This is a genomic window from Streptomyces sp. NPDC020192 (genome assembly GCF_044388685.1).
In the GTDB taxonomy this organism is placed as follows: domain Bacteria; phylum Actinomycetota; class Actinomycetes; order Streptomycetales; family Streptomycetaceae; genus Streptomyces.
This window is the reverse complement of the sequence record NZ_JBIRXG010000006.1, coordinates 112369-128528: the sequence shown is the minus strand read 5'-3', so window position 1 is coordinate 128528 and position 16160 is coordinate 112369. Positions and strand designations below refer to the sequence as shown.

The window sequence follows — 16160 nt, the reverse complement described above, 5'->3', positions numbered from 1 at the left end:
ACGTCTGGGGAGTAGCGTCACCGGCATGCATGCGATCACGATTCCCGAACCTGGTGGTCCCGAGGCGCTGGTGTGGGCGGAGGTCCCCGACCCGGTGCCCGGCGAGGGCGAGGTGCTGGTCGAGGTGGTGGCCAGCGCCGTCAACCGTGCCGACATCCTGCAGCGGCAGGGCTTCTACAACCCGCCGCCCGGCGCCTCCCCCTACCCCGGCCTGGAGTGCTCCGGCAGGATCGCCGCGCTCGGCACCGGAGTCTCCGGCTGGGCCGTCGGCGACCCGGTGTGCGCGCTGCTCGCGGGCGGCGGTTACGCCCAGAAGGTCGTCGTACCGGCCGGTCAGCTGCTGCCCGTGCCCGAGGGCGTCGACCTTACGCGGGCGGCCGCGCTGCCCGAGGTGGTCTGCACGGTCTGGTCCAACGTTTTCATGATCGCCCACCTGCGGCCCGGCGAGACGCTGCTCGTGCACGGCGGCTCCAGCGGCATCGGCACCATGGCGATCCAGCTCGCCAAGGCCGTCGGCGCCAAGGTCGCGGTGACCGCCGGGACGAAGGAGAAGCTGGAGCGCTGCGCCGAGCTGGGCGCGGACATCCTCGTCAACTACCGCGAGCAGGACTTCGTCGCCGAGGTGCAGCAGGCCACGGGCGGCGCGGGCGCCGATGTCATCCTCGACAACATGGGCGCCAAGTACCTGGACCGCAACATCCAGGCCCTCGCCGTCAGCGGACGCCTCGCGATCATCGGCCTGCAGGGCGGTGCGAAGGGCGAGTTGAACATCGGCACCCTGCTCAACAAGCGGGCCGCGGTCAGCGCGACCTCGCTGCGGGCCCGTCCGCTGACCGAGAAGGCGGCCATCGTGGCCGCCGTACGCGAGCATGTGTGGCCCCTGCTCGCCTCCGGGCACGTCCGCCCGGTCGTGGACCGCGAGCTGCCCATGCCGCAGGCGGCCGAGGCGCACCGGGTGGTCGAGGCCAGCGGCCACGTCGGCAAGGTGCTGCTGGTGGCGCCGTAACCCGGCCGGTTCGCTCACGGGCTCGACCGACGCCCCGCGCTGGTGCCGGGCGGGAGTCCCTGCGCCCACCAGAGCTCGGGGGAGGCAGGCTGCCCGCAGCCACGGCGGACACGCGGGCCGTTCAGCCCTAGCCGTGACGGCGCGTCCCCGACCGGATCCCGGCCGCTCAGCTCCTGCGGATTCTCAGCCCCAGGAAGGCCAGGCCCAGGCCGAGGCCGATGAGGACCAGGCCGCTGCCCAGCGGGAGGATCTGCAGGACCGGCCCGCCCGCGCCCTCGCTCTTCTGGGCGGCGTTCTGGGCGGGCGGCCGGTGCGGGGGCCGCGCGGCGTCGAGACCGGCCTCGTCCGTGGCGGCCGGGGCCGTGGGCGCGACGGTCGGCAGGGCCGCGGTCGACAGGCCTGCGGTCGGCAGGGCCGCGGTCGACAGGCCTGCGGTCGGCAGGGCCGCGGTCGACAGGTCGGTGGTCTCCGGCTCCTCCGGGCGGACGGAGGCGGGTGCCCGGGTGGGTACGGGGGTGTCGTTGCCCTCCACCTCGGCCGCGGGCCCGTCCGTCCGGCCCGGCCGCCGCCGCCCCTCGCCGGCCAGACTGCCCGCCCGGCTGGGCTCGGCGGCCGGCGGGCGGTACGAGGCGGAGGCGGAGTCGGAGGGCATGGGGAGTAGCGAGGGACCGGCGGCGGGGGAGCCACGGTCACTGTGTGCGAGGAAGCCGGAGCGGTCCGGACCGGCAGAGGTCCCGGGACCGGGCTCGGCGGCCTGCGCGGCCGGGGCGTACGCGGTGACGGCGCCGTACGCCGGCAGGGCCGCCACCGTGAGGGCGAGCAGCAGCCGTACGGAGCGGAGTGCGAGTCGCAGCCATGGAGCCACGTGGGTGACCTCCCGGAGCCCGGATGGCGTGATGGATGGATGACCGACGGGAATAACCCTCACATTCATTGACAAAAAGGGCATTTCATAATGCTCCGTCGGGTCCAAACGGTGGATCAGGCCCAGGAGGGGGCACCACGGTGATGAGGTGTACGGGTGCGAGAGAATGGCGGCATGGAGATGCCGAGGAACGAACGATCGCCGGAGAATCCCCAGATCCTCGTCGTGGGCCAGGACGGGATGGCACTCGGCGGCGTCAACGGGGACGAGGACTCCCGCGAGATCCCGGTGACGGAGCAGGTGGAGCAGCCGGCCAAGGTCATGCGGATCGGCAGCATGATCAAGCAGCTCCTCGAGGAGGTGCGCGCGGCTCCGCTGGACGAGGCGAGCCGGGTCCGGCTCAAGGAGATCCACCGCAGTTCGGTGAAGGAGCTGGAGGACGGCCTGGCGCCGGAGCTGGTCGAGGAGCTGGAGCGGCTCTCGCTGCCGTTCACCGACGACGCGACCCCGAGCGACGCGGAACTGCGGATCGCCCAGGCGCAGTTGGTGGGCTGGCTCGAAGGCCTCTTCCACGGGATCCAGACGACGCTGTTCGCCCAGCAGATGGCCGCGCGGGCCCAGCTGGAGCAGATGCGCCGCGCTCTCCCGCCCGGTGTGACGGGCCACGAGGGCGACGACCACCACCCCGGCGGCCGCGCGGGCGGGCCGTACCTGTAAGCCCTACCTGCACAGTCGAATCTGCAACGACCGAGGCCCGGCACGCGATGTGCCGGGCCTTGCCTTGCGCGGAGGCCTTGTGCGGAGGGAGCCCACGGACGGGTCAACGTCCTCCCGCTCGTGGCGTTTTCAGGAGGGATTGCCCGTGGAGACGCTCAGCTCGATGGTGCCCGGGTTCTTCGGGTCGACGTCCGTGCCCTGCGTGGGGAACTGGTTCAGCACCGTGCCGTCGCCCCAGGTGTTGTCGGGCACGCGCTTGACGTCGTACTTCCAGGTCGCGGCCTGGAGGCACGCCTTCACCGAGGTGATGTCCTTGTAGCGGAAGTCCGGCAGGGTGACCTTCTTCGGGTCGTCGTAGGACTCCGTCGGCTCGGTGCACTTGGTCTTGTCGATGACGCGGGTGGTGTCCGGGCCGCGGTAGCCCGCTTGGTGCGAGGAGGACGCCGAGGCGCTCGCCCCGCCGCTGCCGCCCTTGTCGTCGCTCCCGCCGCTGTTCACGGTCAGCGCGACGATCAGGCCGATGACCGCGGCCAGCGACACCGCGATCGAGCCGATGATCACCGGCTTGTTGCTCTTGCCGCCACCGGAACCGCCCGCGCCGGACGGCTGCGCGGCCGTCTGGGGCGCGACCCCGTAGGGCGGCGGGGTCGGCGCCTGCGGGGCGTAGCCCGCCGGGGCCGGCGTCTGGTAGCCGCCCTGCTGCGGGTAGCCGTAGGCCGGAGCGGGCGTCTGCGGCGCGCCGTACGGGCCCGGCTGGTACGGCGTCTGCACCGGGCCGGGGGCGGCCTGCGCGGTCTGGTCGACCGGCGGGAACACCGCGGAGCCGACGCCCGAGCCGCTCACCTGCGGACCCGCGCCCGGCACGATGCTCGGCGCGGCCGCCTGGAAGGAGGCGGCGACGCGCAGGCACTCGTCGCGCATGGCCTCGGCGGTCGGGAAGCGCTCGTTCGGGTTCTTCTTCAGCGCGCGGGCGACCAGCGCGTCCACCGCGGGCGGCAGCGAACGGTTGATCGAGGAGGGCGCGACCGGCTCCTCCTGCACATGCGCGTACGCGATCGCCAGCGGCGAGTCCGCGTCGAACGGCAGCCGCCCGGTGACCAGCTGGAACAGCATGATGCCGACCGAGTAGAGATCGGAGCGGGCGTCCACACCGCGGCCGAGGGCCTGCTCGGGCGAGAGGTACTGCGGGGTGCCGACGACCATGCCGGTCTGGGTCATCGAGGTGACCCCGGACTGCATGGCGCGGGCGATGCCGAAGTCCATGACCTTGACCACGCCGCGCTTGGTCACCATCACGTTGCCCGGCTTGATGTCGCGGTGGACCAGCCCCATCTCGTGGCTGATCTCCAGCGCCGCCAGCACATCGGCGGTGACCTTCAGCGCCTTGTCGGCGGGCATCGCGCCGTACTGCCGGATGTCCGCCTCGAGGACCGAGCCCAGCGGGCGGCCCTCGACGTACTCCATGACGATGTACGGCATCGCCGTGCCGCCGAGATCGTCCTCGCCGGTGTCGAAGACCGAGACGATGTTGGTGTGCGTGAGCTTGGCCACGGCCTGGGCCTCGCGGCGGAAGCGCTCGCGGAAGGCCTGCTCCCGGCCCAGCTCGGTGTGGAGTGTCTTGATCGCGACCTGGCGGTCGAGCACCGCGTCGTAGGCCAGGTGCACCGAGGCCATGCCGCCCTCGCCGAGCAGATCCCGCAGCTGGTAGCGGCCGCCGGCCAGGGCCTGTCCCGCGTACCGGCCATGTGCGCCGTCCTGGCTCATCTCTCCCCGTCCCCCACCGGCCGTCCGGCGCCTTCGCTCATCGCATGGGCCTTGATCGAATGTGTCATTCCCGGCCAAGTCTGCCCCAGGGCACTGACACGTCAAGCTCGGTGCCCGTTCCGTGACCGTACGCGCAAGAAGCGTCGCGCAAGCGTTACAGGGGGCGTACGACCAGCACACAGAATTTGCACGACAGCGCGTGCTACGGGTTTCATGGCCGGTCACGCTCGTGGCTGGTCCGGGTGCCCGTTCCGGACCGGCGGCCCCCACGGAGGCTGTAGCGTGGCCGACGGAGACCGTGACAACACCGCGCGCACCGCGGGCAGAAACGACGGCGAGGACTGATGGCACAGACGCAGCGCGCCCAGGGCCCGTCCGACCCCGAGGCGACTGGCGGCGGCATGTCGGACGCGCCGGAGATGTGGGGCAACGGGGGGCTCGTCGGCGACGGCCGCTACCGGCTGACCCACCGGCTGGGCCGGGGCGGCATGGCCGAGGTCTTCGCCGCCGAGGACGTCCGGCTGGGCCGGACCGTCGCGGTCAAGCTGCTCCGCGCCGACCTGGCCGAGGACCCGGTCTCCAAGGCCCGCTTCACGCGTGAGGCCCAGTCGGTCGCCGGTCTCAATCACCACGCGATCGTCGCCGTGTACGACTCCGGCGAGGACTTCGTGGGCGGCCAGTCCGTGCCGTACATCGTGATGGAGCTGGTCGAGGGCCGCACCATCCGGGACCTGCTGATGAACGCCGAGGCGCCGGGCCCCGAGCAGGCCCTGATCATCGTCTCGGGCGTGCTGGAAGCCCTTGCCTACTCGCATCAGCATGGCATCGTGCACCGTGACATCAAGCCGGCGAATGTGATCATCACCCACAGCGGCGCCGTCAAGGTCATGGACTTCGGCATCGCCCGCGCCCTGCACGGCGCGTCCACGACGATGACGCAGACCGGCATGGTCATGGGCACGCCGCAGTACCTCTCCCCGGAGCAGGCGCTCGGCAAGGCCGTCGACCACCGCTCCGACCTGTACGCGACCGGCTGCCTGCTGTACGAACTGCTCGCGCTGCGGCCCCCGTTCACCGGTGAGACCCCGCTGTCGGTGGTCTACCAGCACGTTCAGGACATGCCGGTGCCGCCGTCCCAGGTCGGCGACGGGGGCTGCCCGCCCGAGCTGGACGGCCTGGTCATGCGCTCGCTCGCCAAGGAGCCGGACGACCGGTTCCAGACGGCCGAGGAGATGCGCGGGCTGATCCAGTACGGCCTGCAGATGCTCTACGAGGCGGGCGGCCACACCGGCACCTGGAACACCGGCCCGGTGGAGGCGCACGACGGTCGGCACACCCCGGCGGGCGGCTTCACCAGGACGACCGCGATGCAGCACCCGGGCGACTTCGGGGCGGGCACCGCGCAGATCCCCCAGCCGATCCTGCCCTCCCGTTACGGCAACGGCGACGACGGCGGCTTCGACGGGCACGGCAACGAGGGCAGCGGCCGCGGCAAGCTGTGGATCGTCGCCGTCCTCGCGGTGATCGCGATCGCGGCGGGCGTCGCGCTGGCGCTGAACAACGCGGGCAGCGGCAGCAGCGGTGGCAGCGACACCAAGCACACGACGACGCCCTCGGTGTCCGCCACGGACGACACGGGCTCCCCGAGCCCGTCGGACAGCACCACCGACCAGCCCACGGACCCCAGTACGGAGAACGGGTCGGACTCGACCTCGGGCGGCTCCGGCTACACCCCGTCGTACACCCCGACGCAGTCGCAGACCGCCCCGACCGAAAAGCCGACGGACCCGCAGACCTCGCCGTCGCAGTCCACGGGCACCGGCGGTACGACCAACGGCGGTACCGGCACCGGTGGTACCACCAACGGCGGCACGGATACGGGCGGTACGACCAACGGCGGCACCGACACCGGCGGTACCACCAACGCCGGCACGGACACGGGTGGCACGACCGGCACGGGCGCGACGGCCGGCGTCCCGGGCGCCCCCACTGGTTGAAGGACCCGTACGACGCCCGCGACGGCGTCTCCGTGAGGTCTCCGTGAGCCGGACCGGCTCCGGGAGCTTCCGGGGGCGGGCGGGCTCCGTCAGCCGGTGAACGCGTCGCAGACGGCGTCGTACTCGCGCGTCCACCACACCACGAGCGCCGACGCGGCCGGGAACTGGCAGTCCGCGCGCGTGTCACGGCGTTCGTAGTGCCAGCGCAGCATCCAGAAGTCGTTCAGCCGCTCCCACCACACCCGGTGCACGGCCGCCGCCAGCTCCGAGGGCGTGGCCCGGGCCGCGCGCCGGTACGCGCGCGCGTAGGCGCGTACTTTCGGCAGGTCCAGCGCGCCCGCGGGCCGGACGAAGAAGATCACGGCGGCACGTACGGCCTCCTCCGCGCGGGGCTGCACGCCGAGCCGGTCCCAGTCGACGATGGCCGCGGGCATGTCGTCCTTGTAGAGCAGGTTGAACGGGTGGAAGTCCCCGTGCACCCAGCCCACCGAGCCGCCGCGCGGAGGGCGCCGGCCGGCGTGCTGCTCCAGCAGGGCGCGGCGTTCCAGGAGCCGGTGCCGGGCCAGTTCGTCGAAGGCGTCGGCGGGGCGCTGGCGCCGGACATGGCGGAGCAGGGCGTCGATGAGGTCGAAGGTGTCGGCCGGGTCGGCGCTCTCCACGGGATGGGGGCTCGTGGCCGGGCGCGTGCGCCCCTTGGGTGGCATCACCCGCTCCAGACAGGCGTGTACGGCGCCCAGGACTGCCCCGAGCCGTGCGCTCTCCGCGCGCGTGAGCTGGCCGCCGTGGCGGTGTCTGCCGTCGATCCAGGGGTGCAGGGCGTAGGCGTGGCCGCCGACGACGGCGACCGTACGGCCCTCGCGGTGCGCGAGCGGCACGGGGACGGGGACGCCGAGGGCGGCCAGGCGCTGGGTGGCCCGGTGGCGGCGCTCGATGGCGGCCGGGTCGGCGGTGTCGGGGTCGAAATGGTGCTTGAGGAAATAGCGGCCGCGAGTGGTGCACAGCCGGTAGCCGCGATTGAGCAGGCCTTGCATGACCGGTTCACAGGTGAGCGCGGTACCGGCGGAGTACAGGCGGAGCAAGTCGCCCAGAGGGGGCGCATGGGGCACGAGGGGTGGTACACATGAGCGCGGCACGCCGCAGATGGTAGGGCACGAAAAAGGGGCCGCGAGCTGGGGCTTGTCACAAGCAGTCGCTGGTGGTCGCTTTCGGTCACATGGCGGGCTTTATCAGAGAGTTCCGCTGCTTCCGCTCTTTTCGCCTGCGTAATTCTTGATCGTCTTCTCTGCGAGATGCAACCGCTCGCCGATCAGTTCGGGGATTGGCGGGGTGGCCGGCGCACGACCGCGTGGTCATCGAGGAGGAAAACGGTGATTTTTCCGTCTTCGCGCACGGGCGCGGTCTCCCACACAAACTCTTCCCGTGACCTGGGTGCGCGGGATAACGTGCGCATGCTCCGGCCTTTCGCAAGGCTGTGACCAGCACGCTTCCACTTCGGCTCGAATTTACTTGGAAATCCAAGCAAAGTCGCAGGTCAGATGGGGTTTCACAGAAATGTGGACCTCTGGGTAACGTGATGGTTGCAGGGCGCTCGCCGGGGCACCTGTCACGCCTGTTCCCGGCCGAGTGGCACCCACCCCGTGCCCGGTGGTCGAAACAGGTGAGCCGCACTGGCCTACCGGCAACCCCGGGGGCCGGAACGACGGAGGAGCACACGTGACCGTGGACAGCAGTGCCGCGCGCCAGCCGCGACGCAGCGCCGCAGGCAAGGCCGGCACCACCGGCAGCAGGACCGGCACCGGGACGAAATCCGGCAAGGCCGGGACCGCGTCCGGAGCCACCGGCACCAAGCGCACCCGCACCACCCCCGCCCGCGCCACGCGCGCGAAGAAGAGCGCCGAGCCCGAGCTCGTACAGCTCCTGACGCCCGAGGGCAAGCGGGTCAAGAACGCCGAGTACGACGCCTACGTCGCCGGCATCACCCCCGAAGACCTGCGCGGCCTGTACCGCGACATGGTGCTCACCCGTCGCTTCGACGCCGAGGCCACCGCCCTGCAACGCCAGGGCGAGCTGGGTCTGTGGGCCTCCCTGCTGGGCCAGGAGGCCGCCCAGATCGGCTCCGGCCGGGCGCTGCGCGACGACGACTACGTCTTCCCGACCTACCGCGAGCACGGGGTCGCCTGGTGCCGCGACGTCGACCCGACCAACCTGCTCGGCATGTTCCGCGGCGTGAACAACGGCGGCTGGGACCCCAACAGCAACAACTTCCACCTGTACACGATCGTCATCGGCTCCCAGACGCTGCACGCCACCGGCTACGCGATGGGCATCGCCAAGGACGGCGCGGACAGCGCGGTGATCGCCTACTTCGGCGACGGCGCGAGCAGCCAGGGCGACGTGGCTGAATCGTTCACCTTCTCCGCGGTCTACAACGCCCCCGTGGTGTTCTTCTGCCAGAACAACCAGTGGGCGATCTCCGAGCCGACCGAGAAGCAGACCCGCGTGCCGCTCTACCAGCGTGCGCAGGGCTTCGGCTTCCCGGGCGTGCGCGTGGACGGCAACGACGTGCTGGCCTGCCTCGCGGTCACCAAGTGGGCCCTGGAGCGTGCCCGCAACGGCGAGGGCCCCACCCTGGTCGAGGCGTACACCTACCGCATGGGCGCCCACACCACCTCCGACGACCCCACCCGCTACCGGGGCGACGAGGAGCGCCTGGCCTGGGAGGCGAAGGACCCGATCCTGCGCCTTCGCCGGTACCTGGAGACCTCAAACCACGCGGACGATGGATTCTTCGCGGAACTCGAGACCGAGTCCGAGGCGTTGGGCAAACGAGTGCGCGAAGCGGTCCGTGCCATGCCCGACCCGGACCACTTCGCCATCTTCGAGAACGTGTACGCGGACGGGCACGCGCTCGTCGACGAGGAGCGAGCGCAGTTCGCCGCCTACCAGGCGTCGTTCGCGGACGCAGCTGAAGGGGGTCGCTGAGATGGCCGAGAAGATGGCGATGGCGAAGGCCATCAACGAGTCGCTGCGCCGTGCCCTGGAGGAGGACCCCAAGGTCCTGGTCATGGGCGAGGACGTCGGCAAGCTCGGCGGCGTGTTCCGGGTGACGGACGGCCTCCAGAAGGACTTCGGCGAGAGCCGTGTCATCGACACCCCGCTGGCGGAGTCCGGCATTGTCGGCACGGCCATCGGCCTGGCCCTGCGCGGCTACCGCCCGGTGGTGGAGATCCAGTTCGACGGCTTCGTCTTCCCGGCCTACGACCAGATCGTCACCCAGCTCGCGAAGATGCACGCGCGCTCGCTGGGCAAGGTCAAGATGCCGGTCGTCGTCCGCATCCCCTACGGCGGCGGCATCGGCGCGGTCGAGCACCACTCCGAGTCCCCCGAAGCGCTCTTCGCGCACGTGGCGGGCCTGAAGATCGTGTCTCCGTCGAACGCGTCGGACGCGTACTGGATGATGCAGCAGGCCATCCAGAGCGACGACCCGGTGATCTACTTCGAGCCCAAGCGCCGCTACTGGGACAAGGGCGAGGTGGACGTCGAGGCGATCCCGGCGCCCCTGCACAAGGCGCAGGTGGTCCGCGAGGGCACCGACCTGACCCTGGCGGCGTACGGCCCGATGGTGAAGCTGTGCCAGGAGGTCGCGGCCGCGGCCGCCGAGGAGGGCAAGTCCCTGGAGGTCCTGGACCTGCGGTCGGTGTCGCCCCTCGACTTCGACGCCATCCAGGCCTCGGTCGAGAAGACCCGCCGTCTGGTCGTCGTCCACGAGGCACCGGTGTTCTTCGGCTCCGGCGCGGAGATCGCCGCCCGGATCACCGAGCGCTGCTTCTACCACCTGGAGGCCCCGGTCCTGCGGGTGGGCGGCTACCACGCCCCGTACCCCCCGGCCCGCCTGGAGGAGGAGTACCTGCCGGACCTGGACCGCGTGCTCGACGCCGTCGACCGCTCGCTGGCGTACTGAGGAGAGGGTCGTGACGACGATGACGGAAGCGTCCGTACGCGAGTTCAAGATGCCGGACGTCGGCGAGGGACTCACCGAGGCCGAGATCCTCAAGTGGTACGTCCAGCCGGGTGACACCGTCACCGACGGCCAGGTGGTGTGTGAGGTCGAGACCGCCAAGGCGGCCGTCGAACTGCCCATCCCCTACGACGGCGTGGTCCGCGAACTGCACTTCCCCGAGGGCACCACGGTGGACGTGGGCACGGCTATCATCGCGGTGGCCGTGGCGGGCGGAGCGCCGGAGCCGGTGAAGGCGGAGCCTGCCGCGCCCGTCGAGGCTCCCGCGGAGGAGCCGAAGCCGGAGGGCCGCCAGCCGGTCCTGGTCGGCTACGGCGTGGCGACGTCCTCCACCAAGCGCCGCCCCCGCAAGGGCCCCGAGGTGAGTGTCCCGGTACCGGCCCAGGCGATCCAGTCCGAGCTGAACGGCCACGCACCGGTCGCCGAGAAGCCCCGTCCGCTGGCCAAGCCGCCGGTGCGCAAGCTGGCCAAGGACCTCGGCGTCGACCTGGACACGATCACCCCGTCCGGCCCCGACGGCGTCATCACGCGCGAGGACGTCCACGCGGCGGCCACACCGAAGCCGGCCGAGCCGCTGACTCCCCCGGTCACCGCGGCCCCCGTTGTCGCCCCCGCACCGGTTGCGTCGTACGACACCGCGCGCGAGACCCGCATCCCGGTCAAGGGCGTCCGCAAGGCCACGGCGGCGGCGATGGTCGGCTCCGCCTTCACGGCGCCGCACGTCACGGAGTTCGTGACGGTCGACGTGACCCGCACGATGAAGCTGGTCGAGGAGCTGAAGCAGGACAAGGAGATGCAGGGCCTGCGGGTCAACCCGCTGCTGCTGATCGCCAAGGCCCTGCTGGTCGCCATCAAGCGCAACCCGGACATCAACGCGTCCTGGGACGAGGCGGCGCAGGAGATCGTCCTCAAGCACTACGTGAACCTGGGCATTGCGGCGGCGACTCCGCGCGGCCTGATCGTGCCGAACATCAAGGACGCGCACGACAAGACGCTCCCGCAGCTGGCCGAGGCCCTGGGCGAGTTGGTGTCGACGGCCCGCGACGGCAAGACGTCCCCGGCCGCGATGCAGGGCGGCACGGTGACGATCACCAACGTCGGCGTCTTCGGCGTCGACACCGGCACGCCGATCCTCAACCCCGGCGAGTCGGCGATCCTCGCGGTCGGCGCGATCAAGCTCCAGCCGTGGGTCCACAAGGGCAAGGTCAAGCCGCGCCAGGTGACGACCCTGGCGCTGAGCTTCGACCACCGCTTGGTGGACGGCGAGTTGGGCTCGAAGGTGCTGGCGGATGTGGCGGCGATCCTGGAGCAGCCGAAGAGGTTGATCACCTGGGCGTGACGGTCCGGGGCCGGTAGCGTTGGAAAGCCTAAGGGGGCGGCCGCAACTTCGTCTTGCGGCCGCTCCCTCTGTGCTCAGACGCTCACTGGTTCAGCACGTACACCGGTGCACCGTCCTCGGCTCCGCCGCGTGAGCGGATGCAGGCGTGCTTTCGCAGCGGGCGCAGACATTCGTTGACGCGGTGCACCGAGAGTCCCGTACGGGCGGCAAGGGATTCCAGCGGCTCTCGCAGCTCACCCTTCTCGACGAGAGCGGGGGCGATCACGACGGCGACCGTCCACACGTCCTCCGTCACGGACAGGCGCTGCCGCCAGTCGGCCAGGACGGAGGCCGTGGAGGGCAGTACCGTGACATGCCCATCCGGCGTCCGAGGGGCCGGTACCAGGGCGTCGAGCCGGCCGCGATCCGTTCCATCGCCCGGACCATGGCCTGCTGTACGGCGAGGGTGGCCTCCTGCAATTCGATCGACTTGCGCTGCCCGTTCGCCAGCTCCTCGTCCAGCTGAAGGTTGTGCGCCTCGAGCCGGAAGATCGATGAGTTGCAAGTCTCGACGCCACTCCCTACCTGCCGGAACGCTGAGACCGTAGGCCCCACTGACGGTCTCGAGGCGCCCTCGGTGCACCTCGGGAACATGATCAGCGAGTGCCTTGGTCGGGCTGGTGTGCCCGATTTCCTTGCACACATCCACCGCCGGAAACCAGCGGGTCCCGTCCGGCATCGTCAGCCGTCGGACTCGGGCCCGTAGCCGCATACACGAAGTCGCTGACGTCGATCGCCTCGTGCCGTCGGTCCTTGCCGTCGGCGCCCGTTCCATGAAGGCCTTCGCCGCGCACCTCGCGCAGAGCCGCTGATCCCAACTGCCGTAGATTTACCGCATGGTTACGGGGGAGAAGACCGCGGCCCGGCATGCGAAGCCCAAAGCTGAAGCAGGCGTCGGGCGAGCGTCCGTGCTCATGGCAGGGGGCACCGTCGTCTCGCGGGCCAGTGGGCTGATCCGGCAGGTGCTGCAGGGGGCCGCGCTCGGCACGGGGCTGCTCGCCACCACGTACAACACGGCCAACACCGTCCCGACGAGCCTGTACACCCTGCTGATCGGCGGTGCGCTGAACGCCGTGCTGGTGCCGCAGCTGGTGCGGGCGCGGGCCACGCATGCCGATGGCGGGCGGGCGTACGAGCAGCGGCTCGTGACCCTCGTCGTCAGTGTGCTGGCCGTCGGGACCGCGCTCGCGGTGTGGGCGGCGCCGGAGATCGTGAGCCTGTACATCCGGGACACGCCCAAGGAGCATGCCGCCTTCCGGCTGACCGTGGTCTTCGCCCGGTTCCTGCTCCCGCAGATCTTCTTCTACGGCCTGTTCGCCATCTACGGCCAAGTCCTCAACGCCCGCGAGAAGTTCGGCGCGATGATGTGGACACCGGTGCTCAACAACGTCGTGCTCGTGGCGATGTTCGGCGTCTATCTCGGGATGATGACCGTCCCGCACTCCGTCGCCGACGTCACCGACACCCAGGTCCGCTGGCTCGGCATCGGGACGACCCTCGGGATCGCCGTCCAGGCCCTCGCCCTCGTCCCGTTCGCCCGCGCCGCCGGTTTCCGCTTCCGGCCCCGGTTCGACTGGCGCGGCGCGGGGCTCGGCTCCGGAATCCACGCGGCCAAGTGGACACTGCTGTTCGTGCTGACCAACCTGGTCGCCCTCACCGTCGTCACCAACTACGCCAACGCAGCCGACCAGCAGCTGCCGCACGCGGGCGTCGGCTACACGGCGTACAGCTACGCGCAGACCATCTGGATGCTGCCCCAGTCCATCGTCACCGTGTCGCTGGTCACGGCTCTGCTGCCGCGCATGAGCAAGGCGGCGGCCGAGGGGCGGATCGCCGACCTGCGCGCCGATCTGTCCCGGGCGCTGCGGGTCAGCGGAGTCGTGATCGTCCCGGCCGCCTTCCTGTTCACCGTGCTCGGCCCGGACATCGCCACCCTCCTCTTCGCCCACGGCGCCGCCGACCCGGCCACCGCCGCGCCGCTCGGCCACATGCTCCAGGCCTTCGGGCTCGGCCTGATCCCGTTCTCCGCGCAGTACCTGCTGCTGCGCGGCTTCTACGCCTTCGAGGACACGCGTACGCCGTTCTTCATGGCCGTGTGGATCGGCGTCGTCAACATCGCCCTCGCCACCGCCTGTCATCTGCTGCTGTCCGCGCGCTGGGCGGTCACCGGTATGGCCGGCGCCTACACCCTCTCCTACCTCGCCGGTCTCGCCCTCACCTCCCGGCTGCTGGCCCGCCGCACCGGCGGTCGGCTCGACGACGGTTCCCTGCGTGGCACGTACGCCAAGCTGCTGTGTGCCGGCGCCGGGGGCGCGGTGGCCGGCTGGGCGGCGGCGCGGGGCTGCGCCGGTGCCCTCGGGGACGGCACGGCGGGCGAGATCCTGACCACGACGGCCGGGACGCTCGCGCTTGCCCTCGTCTATCTGGTGCTGGGCCGGGCGTTGAAGGTCGACGGGCTACGGCGGATTCCGGGGCTTGGCTGAAGCCGGAGGGGTGACCGTCCCTGATGTTGCATCAGGGGTTGGTCAGGGTGGTGCTGGGGACGTCACCGATGGTGGTGGTGTGGCGCTGGGCGGCACGCTGGTGGCATGACGAAATCCGCTGCTGCTCGTCCTCGTTCAGCCCTCGTCCGTCGCATCGCCGGCGTCACGGGCGTCGCCCTTCTCGCCGGTACGGCGGCGGTGGCCGCGCCGGGAGTTGCCTACTCCGCGCCGGCCGCCGCCTCCATCCCCTCCACCCCTTCCAGCACCTCCGCTTCCTCCGGTCCCTCCACTCCCTCCGCGACCGACTTCGGGGACTGCCCCGCCCTGCCCGAGGGGGTCGACCCGGCACGGTGGAGATGCGAAGTGCACACCGCGGCCCCACGGTTGACGATGGGCAAGGTCACCGTCACTCTCGCCCCGATCACCATGACGCACGCCGAGGGGCCGTTGCCGGACGGCAGCAACGGTCAGGTGTGGGGTGCGATGCACAGCTCCCCGACCGCCGTGCCGGGCGGCCTGACCGGTACCCCGGCGGGTGATCACGCAGCCGCCCTGGGGCTGGCGATACAGCCGGAGTACGGGGGCCGGTCCGACTTCTACACCGGGCAGTTCAGACTCCGCTTCCGGCTCCTGAGCCCGCTGCTGCCGCACGGTTGCACGGTCGGGGCGAGTCAACCCGTCGACTTCCAGCTGAAGCGCTCGGGCCCCTCGAAGTGGATATCCCAGGACCCTCCGGTGATCGAGTTCTCGGCGTACGACGACACCTTCACCGCTCCGGCCGCCGAACACTGCGGACCGCTCACCGGATTCCTCAACCGACGGCTGGGTCTGCCGGCGGCCGAGGGGAACCTGATGTCGTACGACGCCTCGTACACCTTCAAGACCTACGACCAGCTCCCGACGAAAGGAGGGAACCTTTCGCACTGACTCCGCCTCCTGACCCGGCGACGCGGGCCCGACGGGGGACCGCACCGGCCCGAGAGGGGGCCCGCATGGCACCGCACACCGTGGTCGTGTCCGAGCGGCTGATGCCCGAGGACATACGCAGCACACACCGGCGACTCGACGTCCGCGGCACCCGGCTGCATGTCGCCGAGTACGGCGACGGCGGCACCGGCACCCCGCTGCTCATGCTGCACGGCTTCCCGCAGCACTGGTACGCCTGGCACAGGGTCGCCGCTCTGCTTCCCGACGGGTACCGGCTGCTCTGCCCGGACCTGCGTGGCTTCGGCTGGTCCGGCATCACTTCGCGTGGCTACGACATGGACGGCCTGGCGGCGGACGCCCTCGCTCTGCTCGACGCGCTCGGGCTGGAGCGGGTCGGGCTGGTCGGGCACGACTGGGGAGCGCATCTCGGATTCCGGCTGTGTCTGCGGGCTCCGGAGCGGTTCACCGGGTATCTCGCGCTCAACATGTCCCACCCGTGGCCCCGGCACCGCGCGGTGCTGCCCAACCTGTGGCGACTGTGGTACACGGCATGCGTCGAGTACCCGGTGCCCGGCAGGGCCGTCCTTCGGCACCTGCCCGGCTTCACTCGGTTCCTGCTGCGCCACCAGGCTGCCGACCCGGCCGTGTGGTCGCCGTTCGAGCTGGCCGAGTACGGCGCCGCGACCTCGGTGAGCGCCGCCGCAGCGCAGTCGATGTTCTGGCAGTACGTCCTGCACGATATCCCGGCGCTGGTGCGAGGCACCTGGCGGAGGCACCGGCTGACCGTGCCGACGCTGCTGCTCGGCGGTGAGCGGGACAACGTCGTCGTACCGTCGATGCTGGCGGGCGCGGAGCCGTACGCCGACGAGCTGCGTGTACGGCTGGTGGAAGGGGCGGGGCACTATCTGCCGCAGGAGCGGCCGGAGGAGGTGGCGGCGGCAGTGCGCGAACTCTTCAAACTCCAGAAACAGTCAGGCTTCGGCAGCTTCTAGGACACATCCGGAT

The 16160-nt window shown here is 71.1% G+C and carries 12 protein-coding genes and 1 pseudogene; 9 read left to right on the top strand and 4 right to left on the bottom strand.

The window, feature by feature from the left end; translation table 11 throughout:
* The first annotated feature begins 25 nt into the window (after window positions 1–25).
* Window positions 26–1006, top strand: a complete 981-nt coding sequence (locus ACH47Z_RS14240; protein ID WP_399073528.1) for an NAD(P)H-quinone oxidoreductase — start codon at window positions 26–28, stop codon at window positions 1004–1006.
* 166 nt (window positions 1007–1172) lie between these two features.
* Here the strand turns inward: ACH47Z_RS14240 and ACH47Z_RS14235 are convergent, their stop codons facing one another.
* Window positions 1173–1871 (bottom strand): hypothetical protein, encoded by a 699-nt coding sequence (locus tag ACH47Z_RS14235; protein ID WP_399073527.1) that lies wholly within the window; start codon window positions 1869–1871, stop codon window positions 1173–1175.
* 174 nt (window positions 1872–2045) lie between these two features.
* On the opposite strand from ACH47Z_RS14235, the gene ACH47Z_RS14230 reads away from it, so the two are divergent.
* Window positions 2046–2588 carry a bacterial proteasome activator family protein gene (locus tag ACH47Z_RS14230; RefSeq protein ID WP_399073526.1) on the top strand — a complete coding sequence of 181 codons (543 nt, stop codon included), beginning with the start codon at window positions 2046–2048 and terminating at the stop codon, window positions 2586–2588.
* Window positions 2589–2717: 129 nt separating this feature from the next.
* On the opposite strand, the gene ACH47Z_RS14225 is transcribed toward ACH47Z_RS14230, so the two are convergent.
* A complete protein-coding gene (locus tag ACH47Z_RS14225) occupies window positions 2718–4352 on the bottom strand; it encodes a protein kinase (protein ID WP_399073525.1) in 1635 nt (544 codons plus the stop codon).
* Window positions 4353–4696: 344 nt separating this feature from the next.
* Between ACH47Z_RS14225 and ACH47Z_RS14220 the strand changes: the two genes are divergently transcribed.
* Window positions 4697–6349, top strand: a complete 1653-nt coding sequence (locus ACH47Z_RS14220) for a protein kinase (RefSeq protein WP_399073524.1) — start codon at window positions 4697–4699, stop codon at window positions 6347–6349.
* Window positions 6350–6438: 89 nt separating this feature from the next.
* Here ACH47Z_RS14220 and ACH47Z_RS14215 read toward each other — a convergent pair whose 3' ends face one another.
* Entirely contained in the window at window positions 6439–7455 is a 1017-nt protein-coding gene (locus tag ACH47Z_RS14215; protein WP_399073727.1) for a phosphotransferase, read from the bottom strand.
* 607 nt (window positions 7456–8062) lie between these two features.
* Here ACH47Z_RS14215 and pdhA point away from each other — a divergent pair.
* Genes pdhA through ACH47Z_RS14200 form a run of 3 tightly spaced genes read left to right on the top strand, consistent with a single transcriptional unit; the run spans window position 8063 to window position 11706 of the window.
* Entirely contained in the window at window positions 8063–9331 is a 1269-nt protein-coding gene (gene pdhA, locus ACH47Z_RS14210) for a pyruvate dehydrogenase (acetyl-transferring) E1 component subunit alpha (RefSeq protein ID WP_399073523.1), read from the top strand.
* Between the two features lies 1 nt (window position 9332).
* Complete coding sequence (locus ACH47Z_RS14205; RefSeq protein WP_399073522.1) at window positions 9333–10310, top strand: alpha-ketoacid dehydrogenase subunit beta; 978 nt, start codon at window positions 9333–9335, stop codon at window positions 10308–10310.
* A 10-nt stretch (window positions 10311–10320) separates the two neighbouring features.
* Window positions 10321–11706: a dihydrolipoamide acetyltransferase family protein gene (locus ACH47Z_RS14200; protein WP_399073521.1), complete on the top strand. Its 1386-nt coding sequence runs from the start codon at window positions 10321–10323 to the stop codon at window positions 11704–11706.
* A gap of 82 nt (window positions 11707–11788) precedes the next feature.
* Here the strand turns inward: ACH47Z_RS14200 and ACH47Z_RS14195 are convergent.
* Window positions 11789–12539: pseudogene (locus ACH47Z_RS14195) on the bottom strand (Bro-N domain-containing protein).
* Window positions 12540–12659: 120 nt separating this feature from the next.
* Between ACH47Z_RS14195 and murJ the strand changes: the two are divergent.
* From murJ to ACH47Z_RS14180, 3 genes are all read left to right on the top strand, one after another.
* Window positions 12660–14228: a murein biosynthesis integral membrane protein MurJ gene (gene murJ / locus ACH47Z_RS14190; protein WP_399073520.1), complete on the top strand. Its 1569-nt coding sequence runs from the start codon at window positions 12660–12662 to the stop codon at window positions 14226–14228.
* 105 nt (window positions 14229–14333) lie between these two features.
* Complete coding sequence (locus ACH47Z_RS14185) at window positions 14334–15155, top strand: hypothetical protein (RefSeq protein ID WP_399073519.1); 822 nt, start codon at window positions 14334–14336, stop codon at window positions 15153–15155.
* Between the two features lie 65 nt (window positions 15156–15220).
* Window positions 15221–16147 (top strand): alpha/beta fold hydrolase, encoded by a 927-nt coding sequence (locus ACH47Z_RS14180; RefSeq protein WP_399073518.1) that lies wholly within the window; start codon window positions 15221–15223, stop codon window positions 16145–16147.
* The last annotated feature ends 13 nt before the right edge of the window (window positions 16148–16160 follow it).